General features: G+C 27.8%; 22 protein-coding genes. 1 reads left to right on the top strand and 21 read right to left on the bottom strand.

What is annotated here, in order from left to right:
- Positions 1-10: 10 nt before the first annotated feature.
- Complete coding sequence (locus JRV97_RS01350) at positions 11-748, top strand: MBL fold metallo-hydrolase (RefSeq protein WP_280999543.1); 738 nt, start codon at positions 11-13, stop codon at positions 746-748.
- Here JRV97_RS01350 and JRV97_RS01355 read toward each other — a convergent pair.
- The 21 genes from JRV97_RS01355 to JRV97_RS01455 form a co-directional block, all read right to left on the bottom strand.
- On the bottom strand, positions 731-1,363 hold the full coding sequence (locus JRV97_RS01355; protein ID WP_280999545.1) for a hypothetical protein: 633 nt from the start codon (positions 1,361-1,363) through the stop codon (positions 731-733). The genes JRV97_RS01350 and JRV97_RS01355 overlap by 18 nt on opposite strands.
- Positions 1,360-2,700 (bottom strand): flagellar motor switch phosphatase FliY, encoded by a 1,341-nt coding sequence (gene fliY / locus JRV97_RS01360; protein ID WP_280999547.1) that lies wholly within the window; start codon positions 2,698-2,700, stop codon positions 1,360-1,362. The genes JRV97_RS01355 and fliY overlap by 4 nt, the downstream gene beginning before the upstream one ends.
- 52 nt (positions 2,701-2,752) lie before the next feature.
- The gene (gene fliM / locus JRV97_RS01365; RefSeq protein WP_280999549.1) at positions 2,753-3,781 is read right to left on the bottom strand and encodes a flagellar motor switch protein FliM; all 1,029 of its coding nucleotides are present in this window, start codon (positions 3,779-3,781) and stop codon (positions 2,753-2,755) included.
- 14 nt (positions 3,782-3,795) lie between these two features.
- Positions 3,796-4,335 carry a flagellar basal body-associated FliL family protein gene (locus JRV97_RS01370; protein ID WP_280999551.1) on the bottom strand — a complete coding sequence of 180 codons (540 nt, stop codon included), beginning with the start codon at positions 4,333-4,335 and terminating at the stop codon, positions 3,796-3,798.
- A gap of 15 nt (positions 4,336-4,350) precedes the next feature.
- On the bottom strand, positions 4,351-5,232 hold the full coding sequence (locus tag JRV97_RS01375; protein WP_280999553.1) for an OmpA/MotB family protein: 882 nt from the start codon (positions 5,230-5,232) through the stop codon (positions 4,351-4,353).
- Between the two features lie 5 nt (positions 5,233-5,237).
- Positions 5,238-6,008: a motility protein A gene (locus JRV97_RS01380; RefSeq protein WP_280999555.1), complete on the bottom strand. Its 771-nt coding sequence runs from the start codon at positions 6,006-6,008 to the stop codon at positions 5,238-5,240.
- The gene (locus JRV97_RS01385; RefSeq protein ID WP_280999556.1) at positions 6,009-6,212 is read right to left on the bottom strand and encodes a flagellar FlbD family protein; all 204 of its coding nucleotides are present in this window, start codon (positions 6,210-6,212) and stop codon (positions 6,009-6,011) included.
- Positions 6,213-6,223: 11 nt separating this feature from the next.
- Positions 6,224-8,869 carry a flagellar hook-basal body complex protein gene (locus tag JRV97_RS01390; protein ID WP_280999557.1) on the bottom strand — a complete coding sequence of 882 codons (2,646 nt, stop codon included), beginning with the start codon at positions 8,867-8,869 and terminating at the stop codon, positions 6,224-6,226.
- 26 nt (positions 8,870-8,895) lie between these two features.
- A complete protein-coding gene (locus JRV97_RS01395) occupies positions 8,896-9,558 on the bottom strand; it encodes a flagellar hook assembly protein FlgD (protein ID WP_280999559.1) in 663 nt (220 codons plus the stop codon).
- Complete coding sequence (locus tag JRV97_RS01400) at positions 9,551-12,892, bottom strand: hypothetical protein (RefSeq protein WP_280999561.1); 3,342 nt, start codon at positions 12,890-12,892, stop codon at positions 9,551-9,553. Before JRV97_RS01400 ends, JRV97_RS01395 begins: the two co-directional genes overlap by 8 nt.
- A gap of 10 nt (positions 12,893-12,902) precedes the next feature.
- Entirely contained in the window at positions 12,903-13,571 is a 669-nt protein-coding gene (locus tag JRV97_RS01405) for a hypothetical protein (RefSeq protein WP_280999563.1), read from the bottom strand.
- 114 nt (positions 13,572-13,685) lie between these two features.
- Entirely contained in the window at positions 13,686-15,953 is a 2,268-nt protein-coding gene (locus JRV97_RS01410) for a BamA/OMP85 family outer membrane protein (protein ID WP_280999565.1), read from the bottom strand.
- Positions 15,953-16,501, bottom strand: a complete 549-nt coding sequence (locus JRV97_RS01415; RefSeq protein WP_280999567.1) for an ATP-binding protein — start codon at positions 16,499-16,501, stop codon at positions 15,953-15,955. The genes JRV97_RS01410 and JRV97_RS01415 overlap by 1 nt, the downstream gene beginning before the upstream one ends.
- Positions 16,489-17,208 carry a PHP domain-containing protein gene (locus JRV97_RS01420; RefSeq protein ID WP_280999569.1) on the bottom strand — a complete coding sequence of 240 codons (720 nt, stop codon included), beginning with the start codon at positions 17,206-17,208 and terminating at the stop codon, positions 16,489-16,491. The genes JRV97_RS01415 and JRV97_RS01420 overlap by 13 nt, the downstream gene beginning before the upstream one ends.
- A gap of 1 nt (position 17,209) precedes the next feature.
- Complete coding sequence (locus tag JRV97_RS01425) at positions 17,210-17,545, bottom strand: iron-sulfur binding hydrogenase (protein ID WP_280999571.1); 336 nt, start codon at positions 17,543-17,545, stop codon at positions 17,210-17,212.
- A gap of 23 nt (positions 17,546-17,568) precedes the next feature.
- Positions 17,569-18,504: a CBS domain-containing protein gene (locus JRV97_RS01430; protein WP_280999573.1), complete on the bottom strand. Its 936-nt coding sequence runs from the start codon at positions 18,502-18,504 to the stop codon at positions 17,569-17,571.
- Positions 18,494-18,871 carry a DRTGG domain-containing protein gene (locus tag JRV97_RS01435; RefSeq protein WP_280999574.1) on the bottom strand — a complete coding sequence of 126 codons (378 nt, stop codon included), beginning with the start codon at positions 18,869-18,871 and terminating at the stop codon, positions 18,494-18,496. The genes JRV97_RS01430 and JRV97_RS01435 overlap by 11 nt, the downstream gene beginning before the upstream one ends.
- The gene (gene thyX, locus JRV97_RS01440) at positions 18,871-19,572 is read right to left on the bottom strand and encodes an FAD-dependent thymidylate synthase (protein ID WP_407081553.1); all 702 of its coding nucleotides are present in this window, start codon (positions 19,570-19,572) and stop codon (positions 18,871-18,873) included. Before thyX ends, JRV97_RS01435 begins: the two co-directional genes overlap by 1 nt.
- Positions 19,544-20,737 (bottom strand): tetratricopeptide repeat protein, encoded by a 1,194-nt coding sequence (locus JRV97_RS01445; protein WP_280999578.1) that lies wholly within the window; start codon positions 20,735-20,737, stop codon positions 19,544-19,546. Before JRV97_RS01445 ends, thyX begins: the two co-directional genes overlap by 29 nt.
- A gap of 8 nt (positions 20,738-20,745) precedes the next feature.
- Positions 20,746-22,125 carry a DUF342 domain-containing protein gene (locus tag JRV97_RS01450; RefSeq protein ID WP_280999580.1) on the bottom strand — a complete coding sequence of 460 codons (1,380 nt, stop codon included), beginning with the start codon at positions 22,123-22,125 and terminating at the stop codon, positions 20,746-20,748.
- Positions 22,126-22,127: 2 nt separating this feature from the next.
- Positions 22,128-22,538: an ATP-binding protein gene (locus tag JRV97_RS01455; protein ID WP_280999582.1), complete on the bottom strand. Its 411-nt coding sequence runs from the start codon at positions 22,536-22,538 to the stop codon at positions 22,128-22,130.
- Positions 22,539-22,547 lie beyond the last annotated feature (9 nt).

The raw sequence follows: 22,547 nt of genomic DNA on the forward strand, positions 1-22,547 counted from the left end.
GAATAATTCAATGCTAGAAGTAATTGATAATAAAGTTTTGGTATTCTGGTTTGAAAATTTTGCAAGTAATATTACAGCAGTGGAATTAAGTGAAGAAGTAATTTTAATTGATTCTTCATTATATCCAGAAAAACTTAATAAGATTATAGACTTAGTTCAATTAAGGACAAAAAAACCTGTAAAAAAAGTTTTTTTAACACACCATCATCCAGACCATTCATTTGGAGCTATTTTTCAGGGAAATCTCGAAATAATTTTATCAGAAAAAACTCTTATAAAATTATTCGATTATAATGATAATCTTTTAAAAAAAATATCTAAAGAGTCAGAATATGAATTTTCAGACATTCAAAAAAAATTATCCAGATGTAAGTTTAATGTTTTTAGAAATGATAATTTAAATACATCTTCAAAAACTGTTATTAGTGGTATATCATTAGGAGGTCATACAGAAGATTCTACAATTTATAAAATATATCCAGAAAATATTTTAGTAGCAGGAGATCTTATTGTTTCAGGTGTTCATTCTGAATTAAATCAGGCAAATATCGATAATTGGATAAAAATACTGGAAGAATTAAAAAAACAAAATATAAAAATAATAATACCAGGTCATGGAAAACCCGGCAACATTCAATTAATCAATAATCAGATAAATTATCTAAAAACATTTAAAAAAGAAGGTAAAGAATCTCTGCTAAAAAAATTCAATAAATATAAATATCCAGAGTTACTTTTGAATTTCTAATAATTTCTTTTTTATAAAATTCGTATTATAAGGAATAACATTAATTTTTACTTTAACTCTTTTCTTATTATTTGAATTATAAAATTCGATTTCATCTAAAAAATAATTATTCTTTTCTTCTTTTAAATATATTTTCATTTGAGTATAATCAACCCTTAGAAATTTTAAAGCATTTTTCGATTTGGGATAAAAATAAAATATTTTACGCTCTTTGCTTTTCATTTCTTTCACAAAAAATTTATCCGAAGAATACGTTACAGATAATATTCTTATGAAATTTCTAAATATTTCCAGATTATTTTTTATACCATTGTATTTATCAACCTCTTCTTTAAAATCTGTAAAAAATTCATCGTTATGCAAATCATAGTAGTAATCTATACCGGATAAAATTTTAGGTTCATTTATTCTAAAATAAAAGTATTTAAAATTATCTACATACATATCCATTAAAACAGAGGTGGGAGTTGCATCCACCTCAAATTTTATATTTAATTCAATTTTAAACTCTCCAAGTTTTGAATATCTTGAAAATAAATTATTTAAATCATTAGAAAATATTATATTTGCTAATAATAAAAATATTATTATTATACTTATTTTTTTCTTTATCATTTTAATGCTCTCAACCTTTCTTCCAAAGAAACTATTTCTGTTATTCTAACTCCAAAGTTTTCATCTATAACTACTACTTCTCCACGCGCTATTAATCTACCATTTACATAAATATCAACAGGTTCACCAGCTAATTTATCCAATTGAATCATTGATCCCTGATGAAAATTCAATATATCCCTTAATGAATATTTTCTTCTACCTAATTCAACTGATACATTTAAAGGAACATCAAATAAAAGTTGTAATTTTTCAAGGTCTACGTTTTCAGTAGGTTCCATTGGTTGACCAGATATATTTCCAAAAGTTTTGGGTTGTACATTCACCTGTTGCTCCGGGGGAATATACCCCATCGGTTGTTGTACTGGCATTTGTTGCGGATACCCCATCGGTTGCTGCATTGGCATTTGTTGCGGATACCCCATCGGTTGCTGCATTGGCATTTGTTGCGGATACCCCATCGGTTGCTGCATTGGCATTTGTTGCGGATACCCCATCGGTTGCTGCATTGGCATTTGTTGCGGATACCCCATCGGTTGCTGCATTGGCATTTGTTGAGCAGGTTGTTGTTGTTGTGGTTGTGGTTGTGGTTGAGCTTGCGATGGTTTTTGCTGGATATCAACATTTTGCGCTGCTAATACTTTATCTTTTATATCATTAGCTATATCAATAGGAACAAATTGCCACATTTCTCCTTCTTCTAAACCCTGAATTTTCAATTTAAATTTTATTCCTATTATTGTCTCAGCTGCCCCTTCTAACTCAGGTGGAAAAGACACACTAGGATCATTAAAATCAAGTACTTCTACCTGTGGAGGTGTAATATCAACTTTAGCATTTAAAAATTCTGATAAAGAGGTTGCCGCAGCTCCCATCATTTGATTAATAGCTTCAGCCAATGCACTTATTGATATTTCATCGAATGTTTCTGGAACATTTTCCCCTGTTCCACCCATCATAAGATCAGCTATTACAGAAGATATATTTGCAGGAAAAAGGAAAAAGTTTGTTCCTTTTAATCCATCTTTATAATTAATCGATATTATTAAATATTTTCCAGAAAATTGATTTTTGATTTCTGATTTTAATAATGTAATAGGTGTTGGACTGGAAATATCAACCTTTCTTTTTAATAATGTTGATAATGTAGTTGCACCAGCACCCATAGCTATATTTCCAACTTCTCCTACCAGATCTAATATTATTGAGTCTACATTCTTCTGCGAAGAACTATTTTGTGAAGAAGATGGCTCAGCTTTTTTCTGTGATGTTTCGTCTTGATTTAAACCTTGCAATAATGCATCTAATTCTTCCTGAGATAAAAATTCATCTGACATGTAATACACCTCCACTACGGATTAGAGCATACTAATCCTATTACACTAGTTACTATTGAAGACTTTTTAAATATCTTTCAACTAAAACTTTTTCAAGTAATTCCGGATCTTCTTTCTCAATGTTTATTGCATAATGTCCTTTATAAATTCCTGGAGTTCCCTTAAAAATCGGAGCATCTTGAACTGTTACACTAATAGGTTCATCGTTAAATGAATTCAATCTAATCACATCACCAATATCAATATTAAGAAAATCACTTAATTGTATAGTTGTTTCTCCTAAAATTGCTTTTACTTCAGCTTTTGTCATTAGTACTGAATTTTTCAATTTTTCAATCTGTTTTTGTGTTGTTTTTCTATCTGGAGACCATAATCTTGTTGTTAGTTTTTCATTAATCGGCTCTAATAAAGAAGATGGCCAACAAACATTTATAAATCCCTGTATATCTTTGAAATTAATAGACAATGTAATTAATACTGTCATTTCATTCGGTGCTGCTATCTGAACAAATTGTGGATTAAATTCTGTTTTCTCTAATATAGTATCAAACGGAACAATTGTAGCCCAGGCTTTGCTTAACGCCTTAATCAGGGATAAACCTTCTTTTCTTAAAATAGCAAGTTCCAATTCTGTAGGTGTTCTTAATGTTTCAAGTGGAATTCCAGGTCCTCCCAATAATTTATCGACCAAAACATATCCTATATCCAATCCCATCTGAAATACGGCACTACCAGGTAATATATCTGTGGAAAATACAGATATAAAAGTCGGACTTGTCAAAGATTGTTGAAATTCACTAAAAGTTATCTGATCAACACTTGCAAAAGTTACATTTACATATGATCTAGCACGCGAAGATAAATATGTAGAAACGTCTCGAGCGTAATTTTCATGTATAAGTTGTAAAGTTCTCAATTGTTCTTTAGAGAACTTCATAGGCCTTCGGAAATTATATTCCCGAACATTAGCCATTATATCTTCTTCTTCATTAACATTGGAAACTGCTAATGAACCAGCCTCCATAGCATGCAATAACGCATCTATTTCTTCCTGAGATAAAGTTTCATTATCTGGAGGCATATTTTCACCACCTTTTAATAAGCTGACGTGATTACTACTATATCTATTATAACCTGAATTACTCCAAATTTTTCTTTTTCGCCAACAAAACCTGTTATTTCATTAACCGCGTTTTTTATCTGGTTTTTTAATATTTCTCTACCTTCAACTGTTGTTAAATCTTCACGCGTTTTAGTTATAAATATTAAACCTATTGCTTCTAATATTTCAACATTATATTGCGCAATAGCTGCTCTACATTCATCGCTACCTACTTTTAATTGTAAAGCGTTAACAATTGCTATTTCATTTCCACCTTTAAGCATGAATTGCCTTTGATGGCCCTCTCTAATAACTTCTGCTAAACCAATCTGAGGAGTTTTTTGAACTCCTTGTGCTTGCTGTTGTGCTTGTTGTTGAGCTTGTTGAACTATATTTTTACCAAGAATATTTATTAGAAAAAATGCTCCTCCTACAGATAATACAACGGAAACCACTACAGCTATTAATAATAACAATATAATATTCGGACCTTTCTTTTCCTCTTTTTCTTCCTGAATTTCCTCTTCAGCCATTGATATTCCACCTCGCTATCTCAAACGCTGTCTTAATATAAGTAAATCTATTCTTCTATATTTTCTTCTTAGAGTTTCCAAATCTTTTTTATACTTCTCATCTAAATTTTTCTCTTTTAATTTCATATCTGCAATATTTATTTTCCCCTGTTCAAAATCTTCTTTTAATTTTAATTTCTGAGCTTCAATATTTGATTTTAAATTTAGTATGTCTTTTTTTATTTCTTTGTCTCCAACAGCTATAGGATAAAATCGCTCTGAATTATAATAATACTCAGGATCAAATTTTCCTTCTTTTACCTCAGCCAATCTTTCTAATGTCCTTTTTTGTTTCATTTCATCTGCATAAAATCTTGCAACACTTGCCGCTCTTGCGGCTCCTAAATGCCAATTCGAAGGGTATACTGATGTATCTGTCGGAGGTCTATCATCAGTAAAACCATATATTTCTATCGCATTGTTTGAATGCTCTATAAGAATTATACCTAATTTATATAACAATTCTTTTGCATCCGCTGTTAATCTAGCACTACCTGGTTCGAAGAAAGCCATGTCTTGCATTTTTATAATAGTCCCTTTATCGTTTTCCTCAATTGTTATTCTCCCTTTATATTTTGGATTATCCTGAAGTCTAAAAAGTTCAACTCTTATCCCTGGATTAGAAGTAATCAAACTTTCTTCTGACAGACTTCTTCCACCAGTTAATACGCTGGGTGGAGTTCCACTAAATGGACTTCTAAAACTTACAGCTGCCTGCTGGAATTTACCAGGCGATATAGATGACATTGAAAATAACATAACAAAAAATGTCATTAATAATGAATTTAAATCACTAAATGTTGCCAGCCATGCTGCTGGTGGTGGTGGCCCTTCATCTTTTTTACATTTATTAGCCATTTAAATCACCCTTCTTTTTCTGATTCATATTTCTTTTTATCCTCAATACTTAAAAAGGCTTTTAATTTTTCCTCCATTAATCTTGGGTTTTCACCCGATACAATCGACAGTATTCCTTCTGTTATCATTCGCAACATATTTACTTGTGCTTTTGTCCTTCTACCTATTTTCTCGGCGATTGGCAATGCAAAAATATTTGCAACCAAAGCTCCATATAATGTAGTAATAAGAGCTATAGCCATTTTAGGCCCTATCGTTGTAGGATCATTTAATGTTTTTAACATAAGAACTAATCCAATTAATGTTCCTATCATACCAAATGCTGGAGCCAATGATCCCCAGGTATTCAATACTCCTGACCATTTCCCTTCTTCTTCTTCGAATAATTCCATTTTTATTTCAAGTATTTTTCTTATTTCTTCGGGATCTGTTCCATCTACTGCTGCTCTTAATCCGTCTTTCATAAATTCATTATCTAAATTTTCCAAATCTGCTTCTAAAGATATCAACCCTTCTCTACGTGCTTTTTCTGCAAATGAATATAATGTTTTTAATGTTTCCACTGTATCTATTGTTGGCTGTTTAATTCCTTTTATTATAGCCTGAAAAAACTTAAAGGATACTTCTTTCGGATTTGCTATAAGCATACCTCCAATTGAACCAACAACTGTTATAAAAAACGAAGGCATATCAATTAATGAACCAAAATCCGAAATTGCCCCTAATACTATAGCCGCCATTGCAAGGCCAAGTCCCGCTAATGTTGATATATCCATCTAATCACCTCTTTTAAAACCAAGAGAAAATATTTTACTTTTAAATTCTATTATTCTCTGAATAATTTCTTCAACAGATTCTTTTACAACATATATGTGTCCATTATTTAAAATAATTGTTGTATCGGGTCTTTCTTCCATTTTCTCAATCATATCTGGATTTATAAAAAATTCTTTACCTCCTAAATTTGTTACTCTAATCATTTAAATCACCATTATCTCTTTAGATTTACTAATTCAGTAAGAATTTGATCTGATGTCGTAATTACTCTTGCTGATGCTTGAAAACCTCTTTGTGCTGTAATCATTTTGGTAAATTCTTCCGACAAATCAACATTTGACATTTCTAATGCACCTGATACTAATGTTCCTGCTCCTTCTTCTCCAAAAGAACCTATTTTTGCCAATCCACTATTTTCACTTTGTGTAAATAGTGAATTCCCCATATCAACCAGTCCACCAGGATTTGTAAATTTTGCTACGGCTACCTGAGCAATTAAATCAGATTTCCCATTTGAGAACATTCCTAACACTTCTCCAAGATCATTAATTGTAAAATTCTGCAATACGCCTTTTGCATTTCCGTCTTGATCAGCAATATTTACTGAATTTGGTGCTGCAAATTGGGTTAAATCATACATATTTAAATTCACTTTTACAGGTCCAGCTGCTGCAACAGAAGATGGAGCTACTCTTTCATTAGGAGCTTCTCCTGTACTTGCAGGATCAAACCAAAATCCTATGGAACCATTATCACTATCTGATGTATCATAATCAACATAACCTACCGAATCCAATCTCCATCTTGAAGTTAAATATTGGCCTTTACCATCAAAAGCTACAACTCCTTCAGCAGGAGCAGATGTTGTTGTGCCATCCTCAGTTATTTTATATAATGGTTGTCCATCTACAGTTTCTGCTTTCCAATACCAGGTATTATCAGAAATCTTTGAATATTTTATATTAATATCATAATCATTTCCCAAAGAATCATATACCTTTGTAGATATTACAACATTTGGATTTTCATATTTTGCTATCTTATAGTTTTGTGAATTTTCTGTATCAATTAATCTTAATTCTCCTGAGACAGGAGTTTGAATAATCTTTTTTGCTGCAACATATCGAACGGTTCCAGCTTCAGAACTTTCACCACTGGTATTAGTTGTTGTTGATACAAATGTATCTGTAGCATTTGCTTCAATAACAGAAAGACCTGAAATCGTATATTTTCCATCTGCAGATTTCCATCCACTTTCCATTTTTGAATTAAATTCTTCCACAGTATCAGCTGATGCACTATCACCATCCGCATCACTAAAAGTTACTGTTTTTAATGTTCCACTTTCTTTAACTTTTAAAGTTATTGTTACATTACCTGTGGCATCTACACTAAAAGATATATCTCTTGGGTCATAGAATACTTCATTATTCTGACCATCTTTTAATGATATGCCACCTAAAAACTTTACATTTCTTTGATTAGTTCCATCTGTTAATTGTAATCTATTATCCTCATCCTGATATTTTGGGATTAATTCTCCTTTGGTATCTGTCATATATATGCCATCTAATCCCCATTCTGCCTTGTCATCCGAACCAGCTTGATATGTTTCAATTGATAATGCATTTGCCTGACCAACTGGTAATAAAGCTACAGATTCAGAAACACCGGAATCTAAGATTAAGTTTTTTAATGTTATTTCATTTCCAGCCCCATCGTCCAATGTAACTCCTTGGGCAAATAATCTATTTAAATCATAAAAAGTTCCATCTGTTGTAATTGTTCCAGTATAAGTTGTTCCTGCACTGTCAGAAACCTGTACTGTCACCTTATTTGGATTTGTAGCATCCCTATAAATTAAGATATCTGGTCTATCAGATGAATCTATAGTACCATTTCCATCATCATCGTCTTGAGATAATAATGTCACTGGAGCGCCATTACTATCTGAAACAGAGATATCTCCATATGCTCTTAATGGCCAATCAATTCCATTTTTACCAAGATCAATTCTAGATCCTGCAGGAAATGATGAATTAAAATCATTTGTTGCATTAGCCCTAACAACGTGTCCAGGATAATTAGACCATCGTAATACATTACCTACTTCATCTAACTCAACTTCACCATAATTACTTCCTCCAAGCAATTCATAATTTTTATCAGGATCAACTGTTTGAGCATGCCATCTATACACTATTCTATCTTTATATTGTTCTGACATTATTCTCTCAAAAGTAAATTTTACAGGAACAACGTCCCCTGATGAAGATTTTATTGTCATTGTTGTCTCTTTTATTCCAACGTCAGAATTTAAATTGTCAGCTAAATTTAAAAATGTTGTTTCTCTTGCTTCCATAACTAAATTCGGAGAAATTGTAATATCTTGTATTGGTTCATTTGAATCTATATATCTTTTTCCAGTATCTGTTACTTTGGCGTTCCATCCCTGCAATTTCATTCCACTGGACGGATTAACAAAATGCCCTTCAGAATCCAGAGTAAAATTTCCTGCTCTTGAAAAATATTTTGAAAGTCCATCGGATAAAACAAAAAAACCTTCTCCTTTTATTGCCATATCTGTTTTATTTCCGGTATTTTGCAATGAACCTTGAGTCATTATTTTATCTATCGAAGCTATTTTTGAACCAAGACCGACTTGAGCAGCATTTATTCCACCAAATTGGCCACTTGCTCCTCTGGATTCAGCCAAAGTTTGAGATAGTGTATTTTGAAATGTAACTCTAGATGTTTTATATCCAACGGTATTTACATTTGAAATGTTATTACCTATTACGTCTAATTGAGTTTGGAAATTTTTTAACCCACTTTGACCACTGAACATTGCTCTTAACATATAAATCTCCTCCTAATATATTATTTTTATATTTCTGATATTTCAATAATATTATCTGTACTATATTTATGACCATTTACAAGAACATAGAATTTATTATCTTCAAATTGAACAGCATCTACTTTGCCCCCATCTAAACCACCTATTTTTTCCTTTTTCCCATTTTTATATGTATAAACTTCATATTTATATTCGCCATCAGGTAAACCTACACCATTTGTTCCTCTTCCATCCCAATTAAATGTTTTCATTCCTTCTTCTTGTATCCCCAAATCTTTTGTATAAACCAGATTATCTTTATTATCATAAATATCTACATATACTTTAGTTGGTTTTTCAAGATTATAAATAATAGCATCAGAAAATCCACCTGTTAAATTAATTTTATTGTTCTCTACAACTACATTCTTACCAATTAGATTAGACGTCTGAACTTTAAATAAACTCATTTGAGATGAAACCATTTGCTGAAAGGATTTACTCATATTCATAATTTGTTCTGTTGAAGATAATTGAGACATTTGAGCTATAAACTCTTTATCATCCATAGTATTCGTAGGATCCTGATATTTTAGTTGTGTCATTAAAATTTTTAAAAAAGCATCCTTGTCTAAGTCTTTTTTAGGCTCATTATCCTTTTTTTGTAGTGGATTTATAAAATTTTTTGTATTATTTATTCCGTTAATCATATTCTTCACCTCTTAAAAGTTCCCAAAATTGATTTCTCCTATTTTTTCTTTTTTCTTTTTCCTTTGATGTTTCTTCTCTTGAATATTCAGATTCATCCTCTGAATTCTTTTCATCTTCATAGTAATTTTCATTTGAATCATTAAACTCTGATTTTACAGAAAATTCCACTTTTTCATATTTTTCTTTTAAATTAACGATTAATGGTTCCATTCTTTTTTCAATTTCTTCTTTATTTTTACTATTTTCTAAATTAAATTCTATTTTTAAGTTTTTTTGGGATTTAATAATAGTTATTTCCAAATTACCTAAATCAGGAGGATTTATTTTTACAACTGTCCTTTCAAAATATTTTGGGGTATTTTGAATTTTTTCTGTTGTTTCATATATTTTGTTTAATAATTCATTTGCGGAAATCTGTTTTATTTCATAATTTTTTTGAAAATTAACGCTGTTTTGTTTTATTGCTGGATGCAAAAAATTGATATTATTTTGAATTGCTTTTTTTATGTCCTTTCTAAAAAACATCTCCTGCTTTTTATTAACTAAGATATCGCTACCTTTAACCTGACTATTTTTATTAATTTTATAAACTATAGAATCAATATATTTAAACAATTTTCCTGTATTTACTTTAGAATCTTTTTTGTTTAGTATAATGAAAGTATTTTTAGTTATCATTTTCTTTATTTTTAGTGTATCCGACATTATATTTTTCGATAAATATCCTACCTTTTCCTTTAATTGATTATTTGGTAATTTTTTTGATATTATTAAATCTATTTTTTTATCAGAATATAGTATTTTTGATTGGTTACTATTTTTTTCAAAATTCTTTATTTTATTTTCAACTATAGTTTTAATATCTTTTGTAATTAAATTTGCATAATTTTTCGTTTTAATTTTTTCATTTAATTTGAACAATTTTAATTTTGTGTTCTTATTATTATTAACGTAAGCTATTATTCCAGTTTTAAACTTTATTTCCACTATTTCTTTATCAACATTTTTACTAACAACAATTTTTGTTTTTTCAATCGCTTTATTATATTTTAAAAATGGCATTCCTCCTTTAATATATACAGGATATTCTGGTATTTTATAGATATTGTTTTTAGACTTCTTTAGATTTTTTGATTGTAATTTTAACAGTTTCTTTTTTAATTCTTTTACTTTATTTTTTATTTCTTCTGGTAGTTTCTCTTCTTCTTTTATTATTCCTTTTATTATTTCATTTATCTTTTGGTTTATTTCTTCTGTTTTTCCTTCTTTTTTAGTATTCACTATTATTTCTTTTTCCGGAACTTTAATTGCTTTATCTTCCTTTTTTACTTCTTTCATCATTACTTTTAATTCTTTTACTTTATTTTTTATTTCTTCTGGTAGCTTCTCTTCTTCTTTTATTATTCCTTTTATTATTTCATTTATCTTTTGATTTATTTTTTCTGTTTTTCCTTCTTTTTTAGTATTCACTATTATTTCTTTTTTCGGAACTTTAATTGCTTTATCTTCTTTTTTGGCTTCTTTCATCATTACTTTTAATTCTTTTACTTTATTTTTTATTTCTTCTGGTAGCTTCTCTTCTTCTTTTATTATTCCTTTTATTATTTCATTTATCTTTTGATTTATTTTTTCTGTTTTTCCTTCTTTTTTAGTATTCACTATTATTTCTTTTTTCGGAACTTTAATTGCTTTATCTTCTTTTTTGGCTTCTTTCATCATTACTTTTAATTCTTTTACTTTATTTTTTATTTCTTCTGGTAGCTTCTCTTCTTCTTTTATTATTCCTTTTATTATTTCATTTATCTTTTGGTTTATTTCTTCTGTCTTTCCTTCTTTTTTAATACTTCCAATTAATACTTTTTCACTATTTTTACTTGTTACTTCTTCCTTTTTTACTTCTTTTATCATTACTTTTAATTCTTTTACTTCCTTTTTTATTTCTTCTGGTAGCTTCTCTTCTTCTTTTATTATTCCTTTTATTATTTCATTTATCTTTTGGTTTATTTCTTCTGTCTTTCCTTCTTTTTTAGTATTCACTATTATTTCTTTTTCCGGAACTTTAATTGCTTTATCTTCTTTTTTGGCTTCTTTCATCATTACTTTTAATTCTTTTACTTTATTTTTTATTTCTTCTGGTAGCTTCTCTTCTTCTTTTATTATTCCTTTTATTATTTCATTTATCTTTTGGTTTATTTCTTCTGTCTTTCCTTCTTTTTTAATACTTCCAATTAATACTTTTTCACTATTTTTACTTGTTACTTCTTCCTTTTTTACTTCTTTTATCATTACTTTTAATTCTTTTACTTCCTTTTTTATTTCTTCTGGTAGCTTCTCTTCTTCTTTTATTATTCCTTTTATTATTTCATTTATCTTTTGGTTTATTTCTTCTGTCTTTCCTTCTTTTTTAGTATTCACTATTATTTCTTTTTCCGGAACTTTAATTGCTTTATCTTCTTTTTTGGCTTCTTTCATCATTACTTTTAATTCTTTTACTTTATTTTTTATTTCTTCTGGTAGCTTCTCTTCTTCTTTTATTATTCCTTTTATTATTTCATTTATCTTTTGGTTTATTTCTTCTGTCTTTCCTTCTTTTTTAATACTTCCAATTAATACTTTTTCACTATTTTTACTTGTTACTTCTTCCTTTTTTACTTCTTTTATCATTACTTTTAATTCTTTTACTTCCTTTTTTATCTTTTCTGGTAGTTTCTCTTCTTCTTTTATTATCCCTTTTATTATTTCATTTATCTTTTGGTTTATTTCTTCTGTTTTTCCTTCTTTTTTAGTATTCACTATTATTTCTTTTTCCGGAACTTTAATTGCTTTATCTTCTTTTTTGGCTTCTTTCATCATTACTTTTAATTCTTTTACTTTATTTTTTATTTCTTCTGGTAGCTTCTCTTCTTCTTTTATTATTTTTTTCAGTAATTTGATTTCTCTTTCAATATTTTTATCTGACGCTTTTGCAACAATAGCAAAATTATCCGAAATTTCTTTTTCGGTTTGAATAAACTTAATATCTTTAATTTTTGAGGATTTTAGTTTTTTCATTCTTAATTGGAAAGCGCTTTTAGAAAGCTTAAGAGATTTTCCAAGATGAGCCTTTTTTATATTTTTATCAGAAGTAAAATGGAAGTGAATACTTTTAACTTTTAATATAAGTTTTTTTATCTGTTTTTGACTATTCAATAAATTTCCATTATCATTTTTTATATATATATTATTATAAAAATATTTATTAAAATTACTATTTAATTTTTTCTCTGTTTTTTTTATTCCAAAAAATTTTTCATATTTCTTATTAAACAAATGAGTTACTACTTTAGTAGTCATTTTTTCCCTCCTATTTACTTTTCACCTCCCCTATTTTTGAAATAACATTAGCTGCTTTTGTTGGATTAATTTGAGCTAAAGCCTGAATTATTTCAGCTGCTGTATCTGAAGGAAGCATAAGCAATGCATTAACTATTAAATCAATGCTTACTTCATCCCTTGAAAGTGCTATTGCTATTTGTGCTGGTGTTGAGGAGGCAAACCATTCTGCAAGTTTGTTTATTCTATATTTATAATCTTCAAAGACCTTTTTCTCTTTTTCAAAGGCTTCTTTTTCTGCGTTAAATTTCTCCTTTTCTGCTGCTAACTGTTTTGATTCATTCTCTATCTGAGAAGAGAGTTTTTTTAATTCATCTAATTGACTATTTATTTGTTTTGATTTTAAATCTAATTCTTTTAATCTTTCTTCAATTAATTTTTCTTGTATAGCATAGGCATTTCCTACATCAAGATATTCATATTTCACCTTATCTTTTAACGCAGGAACTTTTTGTAATATATATGCAACAAAACTTTTCCAATCTTTTTCAACACTAAGATTAAGAGTTTTTATTCTTTTAAATTCAAAATTCACATATACTAAAGCAATTATTATTAAAGTTATAAATATTGACCAAAAAAATAAAGAAATTAATCTTTTTAATCTTCCAGGCTTTTTTTCTTTTTTATCTTTTGCCATATATATTCACTCCTTCTTAATTTTTACCTAACTTATAGTATATCAAATTTTTTCAAAAATTTTAAGCGAATTTTCATAGTAAATAAAAAAGAGGCATTCAAAATGCCTCTTTTTTTAAAACATCGGGCCAAAACCAAATGTCCATTTAAATTTATTTTGTGTATCGAATACCCCTTCAAATCTTATAGGGCCAATCATTGGTATGGTCAATTTTATTCCAAAACCATATGACCACAAATAATCTTTCATTAAATCTAAATCACTCGCATTCCCTATATCAAAAAAAGCATAAAGATCTACAGGAACATTTTCTTTATTTATTTGATATTGAATTTCGGCATTATTTAAAATCATCATGTTACCTGTTCTTGAAGAAAAATCATATCCTCTAATAGTATACATTCCACCCAAATAAAAATCATATAAGTCTGCATCATCTATTACATAACCTGTCTTAAATCTATTTGCAAATGTAAACTTATAATACGTATAGAATATTTTATTCTCCAAATACCCACCATAATAGTATTCATTCTTATTTAGTGTATTTAAACCACCAAATAATTGAACAGTATTATACAATCCATTATATGGTCTAAATGGATAGTCTAATCTAGAATATGTATATCCCACACCACTACTAATTTCTTTCTTTAACTTATATGTTTCGGGATTATATTTTGTTTCGGAATAACTAAAATTCATATTTAAATTATTAAAATCATCTATATCATAATTAGGAGAAATTGAAAAGGATATTTTATTCGAAACAGTTGCTATTCCACTAATATTTTCTTGAGGAATTCCTGCATTTTCATCATATAATCCATAACTTAACTTTGTACTAAATGAGAATTTTGAACCATATAAATTTTTAATTCCGTATCCACCATTAAATACATATGTTTTAGACAATGGGTTAATATTTGTAGATAAATTAAATGATTGACCATATCCCCACGGATTTGCCCATTGCAATTCCAATTGACCTAAAAAGCCCATATACCACGGAGCATTTTCAGGAATTGTATAAGTTACTCCTCCTATAAATTTACCAGGTTTATTTTTCTCTGTTATATCAATTTTAAAATCTAACTTATCTCCCTTTTGATTAAACGGATAAACATTCACTTTTTCAAAAAAACCTGTTCCTGATAATGCATAATATGTATCCTGAATATCTTTTGTTCTTATTACATTACCAGATATTAATTTTATAGCCGGTTTTATTAAATAATTTTTAGTTTTTTGCTCTGGAGAAAATTTTATTGATATGCTACCAACTTTATACTCGGTAATTTGATATGTTAATATGTTTGATTCGTAATTAGAATTAATTTCTACAAAAGGATATCCAAGATTAGTGTAGTATTCTTTTAATGCTTTTATACTATTCAGAATATCAATATTTGTAACAGTTGAACCTTTTGTTATATTTGAACGTTTTAATTTATCTAAAATTTCAAAATCTTTTATGCTCTCATTTCCTTTTATTTTTATTTCTTTTATAACTGAGGGTTTTTTGATAATTTTCCTTAAATCACCACTTAAAACAAGGACTAGATCTCCACCAGGAGTTTTATCAACATTTATAGGTTTTATAGAAATTTGTGTGTCTTTAGAAAAATATGGAAGTTGTTGCAATGATTGAAAAATCTTTTGAATATCTTCAACTTTTGGATATGTTGCTTTAACATCAGACCTAAATAAGAAAAATTTATTTTCCCAATCTTTTCTAAAATCAAAACCAAAAATTTTTTTTAGTTCAGATTTATTCAAGTTTTTTATTTCACCATTTAATTCAATATCCCATAAGTCGTATTCTTTTATCACATATACCAATGTATTTTTATCTGTCATTTCATTGTTAATTTTGGTAGATTCAAAAGTCAGCATGTTCGAATTTAATTTTATATTGCTAAAAACTTCTACATACATATATCCATTTTCATTATAATATTTCTTTAATTCATCTAATCCCTTTTTATATTCATTAATATTCAAAGGTTTTTCTTTTTCAGTATATACTTTCGTTGCTATTTTCGAAAGATCTACTAAATTGTCTCCTAAAACTTTAAACTTTACTTTTTTTACTATAGGATTTAATTTAAATATAAATTTTAATTCTTTATTTTCTTTTGAGTAATTATAAGATATTGATGAAAAATATGGATAATTTTTTTGAATATTATCTATTGCTAATTTTATATCAATCTCGCCAACAATAGAATTATTTTTTATATCATACTTTGATAATACATTTCTCAAATCATTTTCAATAAAGGATACATTCCCATCAAAAATTATTTTTTCAACATCCATTAATGCGAATATATTGATGAACATCCCTATCAATATAGCTACTAAAAACTTTTTTTTCATCACAAAACCTCCTTAATTTGTTTTTCTAAATTTATTAAATAATTTTTTATTAACATTAAATCTCCTGGATCTGTTAAATCAAAATTATTTTTTAAAAATTCTGTTTCAATAACATATCCTTCCTTTTTAAAAAATCTTGTGATCTTCCAAGAAAAAGATTGACTCATATTTATAAGTTGCAGGATTGTTTGAGTTATATTTCCAACTGGTTGGCAATCTATATTTTTTAAATTAAAAGATGCTATAATAGTTGTGCCTTTATTTTTTTCAGAAAATATTCTGAAATTTCCTTTTGTTCTTTCAACAGAATATTTTAAGAAAGGTAAACCAAGACCAAACTTTTTTTTTCTTTCTTTTTTAGTAGAAAAAAACGGGTCTAAAACTTTTTTTAATTTTTCTTTATCCATTCCCCTTCCATTATCTGAAACAACAAATTTGAAAAATTCCTCTGTTTCAATTATCACCAAATATCCTTTATCTCCACCTGACTTTATGGCATTCTCACATATATCTAGTATGTGATCACTAATTGTTCTCAATGTGGCCAAATAGGAATCACCTTTCTTTCTAAAATAGATTTTTTTAATTCTGCAAAAGTTCTATCTTTAGCTTCTATTTTACACGAAGGGATTAATTGTTCAGGAAAGTGGGCATCTGAATTAAAAAGAAAATTGTTAAATCCTATTTTCATGGATTTTTCTAATTCTTTTTTATTTTTTATTTCGACGGCATCCAATTTCAAATCTTCAGGTAAAAATCCCAAATTGGTAATTAATCCATTAAATCTAAAGATATGAGCTGGAACAAAAAGGGAATTATATTTTTTTGAAAGTTTATATATTTCACTTATAGAAAATTTTGAAGAACTTCCTAAAAATGGTTTTTCATATATTTTTTTAAATTCCCCATTTTTATCACATAATATTTGATATCCTAATTTATCAGGATCATATTCTTTTATTGTAAGACTATTCTCAATAATCTCTCCAAACTCTTCTGCATCATTTATATTTTCAAAATATATGAGTATATGAACTTCTTCTTTTGATGTTACTTCTATACCTGGTATAACCCTAACATCTATATTTTTTAGAATATCTGAATATATACTTATGTGTTTTGTTGTATTGTGATCTGTTATTGATATCCAATTTACTCTATCAAGATATTCTAAAAAAATGTCTGGCGTCATTGTAATATCAGCACATGGAGAAAGTACTGTATGTATATGAAAGTTCGCATAAAACACTGGCATTTTATTCCTCTTTCAATTTAGTATATATTATACCTGCTGCTTTAAAAATATTACATTTACTTTTTAGTAAATTAATGTTATTTTCTTTTGCTTTTTTTATTGTTTCACTCTCAAATTCAAATCCTTCTGGCACAATTATTGTATTTATTTCAACAATAGAAGCTACAGCAATAATATTTGGATGTGTTTGATGTGTAAGCCATACAGATTCAGCTGGTGCATTTCTCATTATTTCACTGAGTAAATCACCAATATATCCATTTTTTATATCTACTGTATCATCAAAGATATATACTTTTTCAAAATTCCCATCTTTTAATAATTCTAATAATTTCAATATAATCACCCCAATAATGTAGGTTATTTATAAAATAACATTTCTATTATTACTCCTTTTCCAACTTCAGATATTATCGTCATTTTATCAGAAAATCTTTTCATATTTGGTAATCCCATTCCTGCGCCAAACCCTTGCGATCTAACTTCTTCAGATGCAGTTGAAAAACCTTCCTGCATAGCTATTTCAACATTTTCAATCCCTTTTCCATAGTCCTTTATCAATAATCTTATACTATCTTCAAAATCCCAACAAAAGATTTTACCATAAGATTCTGAGTGAATAACTACATTTGCTTCTGCTTCATAGGTAGAAATAGAAACTTTCCTTATTAATTTTTCATCGATTCCTTTTTTCTTTAAAAAACTTTTAAGTTTTGTAGCCCCTGTTCCTATTCTTTGTATTTCTGTATAATCAATATCAAAATCGAAAGATATTTTTTTGTTATCTAATAATTCACCAGTAAGTCTTGATGTATATTCTTCATGTTCAAGAATTTTCTTTCTTCTATCATCATGAATATACATAGTACCAAGTCTTTCAAATAACCATGATATAACATCATATTTTGTAATTATTCCTATAACTTTATTTTCATTGTTAATAACAGGATATCTCCCAAATTTATACTTTTGTGAAATACTCATAAAATCAGATAATGTATTTTCTTCATATAATACTTTGACATTTTTTGTCATCCATTTTTTAACTGAATCTTCTAATTTTCCATTTTCAAGTACTTTAATAATGTCTTCTATACTAATAATACCTGTTAATTTCAAACCTCTCTTTACCACTGGTAACCCTGAAATTTTTTTTATTTTCATTATATTTTTCACTTGTTTAATTGAAGTTTCAGGAGTAACAACTATGGCTGGTGAGGTCATTATTTCTCCTATTTTTATATTAGAAAAAAATTGTGATAATTTCTCCAATAACTTATTACTTTCAGATGTCATTTCTATTCTCCTTATCAGTTTCCATTGCATCCTTTATTCCATATTCATAGAGCTTAGCACATGTATAATACATAGAAAAATCTGTTGTTAAAATAGGAATTTCACATTCTTCAATAATTTCTAAAAAATTTTTAGGTATAGTTTTCCCACGAACAAATAAAATAGCGCTTGCTTCTATTACTGAAGCAGTTGTAAGAGTCTGCGGTGTAGCTAATCCCGTTATTAAGAGCATATTCGGTTTTGAAAAAGCTAAAAAATCACTCATCAAATCTGAAGCGCCAGCATATATTATTTCTATATTTTCCAAATCTTTTGATTTATGTAAAATCCTGGCGTTTAATCCTTTTACAAGATTTGGCAATTTCATTATAATAAATCCCCTCTATATTCATATTTTATGAATGCTTCATATGTCCAGGGTAATTTTTCTTTAAATATTTCTGCCAATGAAATAGCATATTGCTGTATTTCCCATTGCGCATGAGAGTCCGCTCTCAAATTTAAAAAATTCATCAAAGATCTGGTATTTACAGTCCAATAAAACTGTGTGTATTGCCCCATTGGTAATACCATCCTTGCCATTTCTCTTGCTACACCCATTTCCAATAATTTATTATAAGTTTCAAATAAATAATCATATGTATAATTTATAATATTTATTGCTTTATTTTGCATATGTTCATCATTTGTTCTTATTGATCCCTGTTTATTAACAGTATCCTGTATTCTTATATGATCTGGAATGTAGAATTCTTCTGCATATTTTGTTGTATATCTTCTTGAAATTTCGTTATAACTACCAATCCTATGCCTCATCCATTGTCGAGCTATAAACATTGGTGTTTTTACATGAAATGTAAATACCTGATGTTCAAAAGGGCTATGATGTTTATGTTCCATTAAATAATGTATTAATTTCTTATCTCTTTCATCAGTTGAAGTTTCTTTACCATATGAAACTCTTGCTGCTTTTACTGCTGTTCGATCGTTGCCTAACATATCTACTAATTTAATAAATCCCTTATCCAAAACTTTTTTTTCAATCATCTTTTTCACCTTCTTCATCATCTTTTAAGAGAAGTTCTTTTTCCTTTTTCTTTTTTCTTTTCTCATAATAAATCAAAATTCCAAGAGAACCTGATACAAACAAAATTATCGGTAGCACATAATTTACCATTACTTCTATTTTCACTTTTGTTCTTAAATTTTTGAGAGCTTTCAGAGCTTCTGTTGATATATTAGGATCTATCGATATAGCTTTATTCAATGCAATTCTTGCCAATGTTTTATATTTATTTTCATCTACCTTTAGCATTGATAATGCCCATTTTGACAATATTCTTGCATTTTCTGAATTATATTTTAATGATTGTTGGTAATAATTCATTTTTTGCACATTGGTATCTGCATAATCTCCTAATAATTCATAACTAAGCTGTAAAACTCTAGAATTTTTTACATTTGGGATTATTTTATTTATAATTATTTGTTTTGCAAAATCTTTTTTATTACTTTCAAAAAAGTGTTTCGCAATTAGTAACAATATATTTTCTTTAACTTCTGGTTCTTTTACATACACTTTAGAAATTTCTTCAAAAATATTTTTATCTTTTTTATCTTTCTCAAGTTGGGCAGCAATTATTAAATATATTTCCATTATTTTCTTGTTTTCTGGAAACTCTAAAACTCCTTTTTTTATTATTGTATAGGCTTCTTCTTTATTACCATAAATACTAGATTTAAAAAGGAAATTAGCTTTATAATACACAACAAATGGGGTATACCCCATTATTTTTTTTATTGATTCAATTTCATTTAATATTTTTTTTGCTAATTTTGGATCTCCCGTTATTAACCACTGTTTATATTCAAACTCTAAAAGTAATATATTTACTAATTGAAAATTAGGATATTTATTTTTCAATTCTTCTAGCTTTTTTATTGGATCTATTGTTGTTTGTGGATTTATCATAGCCATTATATCGAAAATATTTTTCTCCTCAAAGTTTAAAAGTTCATTATATTTTGCTCTTAATTCATTGGCAGCTCTTAAATATCCACTATATCCCGTTTCAAAATATTTTTTTAAATAACCAAAAATTTTTATATTTACTTTGTTTGAGTTAATCATTTCATCTGTATTAAAATTCTTTACATAAAAATCAGCAATGTCAACACTAAACGAAAATACAATTAAAAACATTATTAATATAATAAAAAAATATTTTTTCATATTTTTCATTATTCCCCCTGTACATAAGCATAAAGTTTAATTTCATCATTTATATTCATTATTTGAACACTACTTATCCCTTTTTCTGGTGCTAATAATTTATTATTAACTCTTATTGATACGCCAGGATACAACATTTTTCTGGCAATTACTATTCCTTCACTCTTTGATTCTTCTATCAGTTTTTTTAACTGAATAATCCTTTTTTTATTTTCTTCAACTCTGGCTTTCACAGTAGTAGCTTTATCAATTAATTTTTTTATATATAAAACCGTTTCATTTTTCACTTTCATTTGTTTTACTTTTTTTAGCAATGAATTAATCTGTGGAGTTATAGCTTTTAATTCTTCAGTATCTTTTTTTGTAATTTCTATTAAATTTCTATATTCTTCATATAATTTCGGATCAACTCCAACTTCAACCTCAGTATTTACTCCCATCGGGCTTCCTATATAATAAGCTTCTACCTTTTTCAATGCTTTTATTTTTCCTCCTACTATTTTACTGTTATAACCATCTAAGATAACTTCTTTTGCAGAAAGAACTTTACAATTAATCATCGACTTATCTATAGAAATTGCTTCTTCTGCTTCTAATATAGCATTCTCAGCAAATCTTGCAAAAATATTTTTTGCTTTAATATATCCTTTATTTCCACCTTTTATTCCATTTGTTTTTACAGTTTGTTTTGAAATTACTTTAGCCAGCTCTATTTCTCCATATATTTCAATATCTCCATCTGCTTCAACTATAAAATCCGGACGAACTGACCCTCTGATTAAGACTTTTCCTGGAAATCTAATATTCCCCGTGTTAAAATCAACATCACCATTAATCTCGTAAATCTCCTCAATACTAATATATACTGTTCCATCAATATCCTTTCTTATTTTCAATTCTCCTGAAGCAACTGCTATAATATTTCCTTTCTCATCTTTTTCAACATTCTTTTCCAAAACAACCTTTGCAGGATTTCCTGGACGTCCGGGAATTTTTTGTCCATATATATCTTTTCCCGGTTTACCCAATTTTGGTGGATGTATAATCCCTATTTTTTCTCCTATTTCTACTGTAATAATGTTTTTTGCAAATTCCCTAAAATCTATTTTCTCATTATTTTTTACTTCTTTTTTTTCATCTAATTTAAACAATTCTACATATCCTGATTCACCTTTTTCTGGTAATGTTGCTTCAGCTACAACAATAGCTTCATTATAAACTGGATTTAAAGCCAAACTTCTTAATACATCATATTTTATACCATGCTTTATTCCCGCAGAATGAAGACTTTTCAATAATTCTCTATCTGTTGGTATTCTTCCATCATATATTAAAGTTAAGTATGCTTTTATTCTATCTTCTGTTGTTTTTATTTTTGTTATCGCCATTTCTAGTCCCCCAAGTTCTTTTTTAATATTAATAAATTCCCCTCTTCATTAATATCTTTCCACATCATTTCATCAAAAACCTGAGTTATAATATGAACACCAAGACCATGATCTTTTATATCATCCAAATCTCTTGATTTAACTTTTTCTCTATCAATTTTTTCACCAAAATCTCTTATATACACACTAAAAATATTCTTTTCTATTTCAAACTTTATTAAAATCTTTTTATTTTCATCAAAATTATATGTATGTTCTATAACATTTGCAATAGCTTCATTTAAAGCTAATTCCATAAAAAATATTTGTTCTTCTTCATCATAATCATTTAATCTTAAGAAGTATTTCATGGCTTCTCTAAGAATTTTGATATATTTTGTTTTGCTAAGTATTTCTAATTCTATAATTTCCATATTATCCCC

The sequence above is a fragment of the Marinitoga aeolica genome, from assembly GCF_029910535.1.
Lineage (GTDB): Bacteria > Thermotogota > Thermotogae > Petrotogales > Petrotogaceae > Marinitoga > Marinitoga aeolica.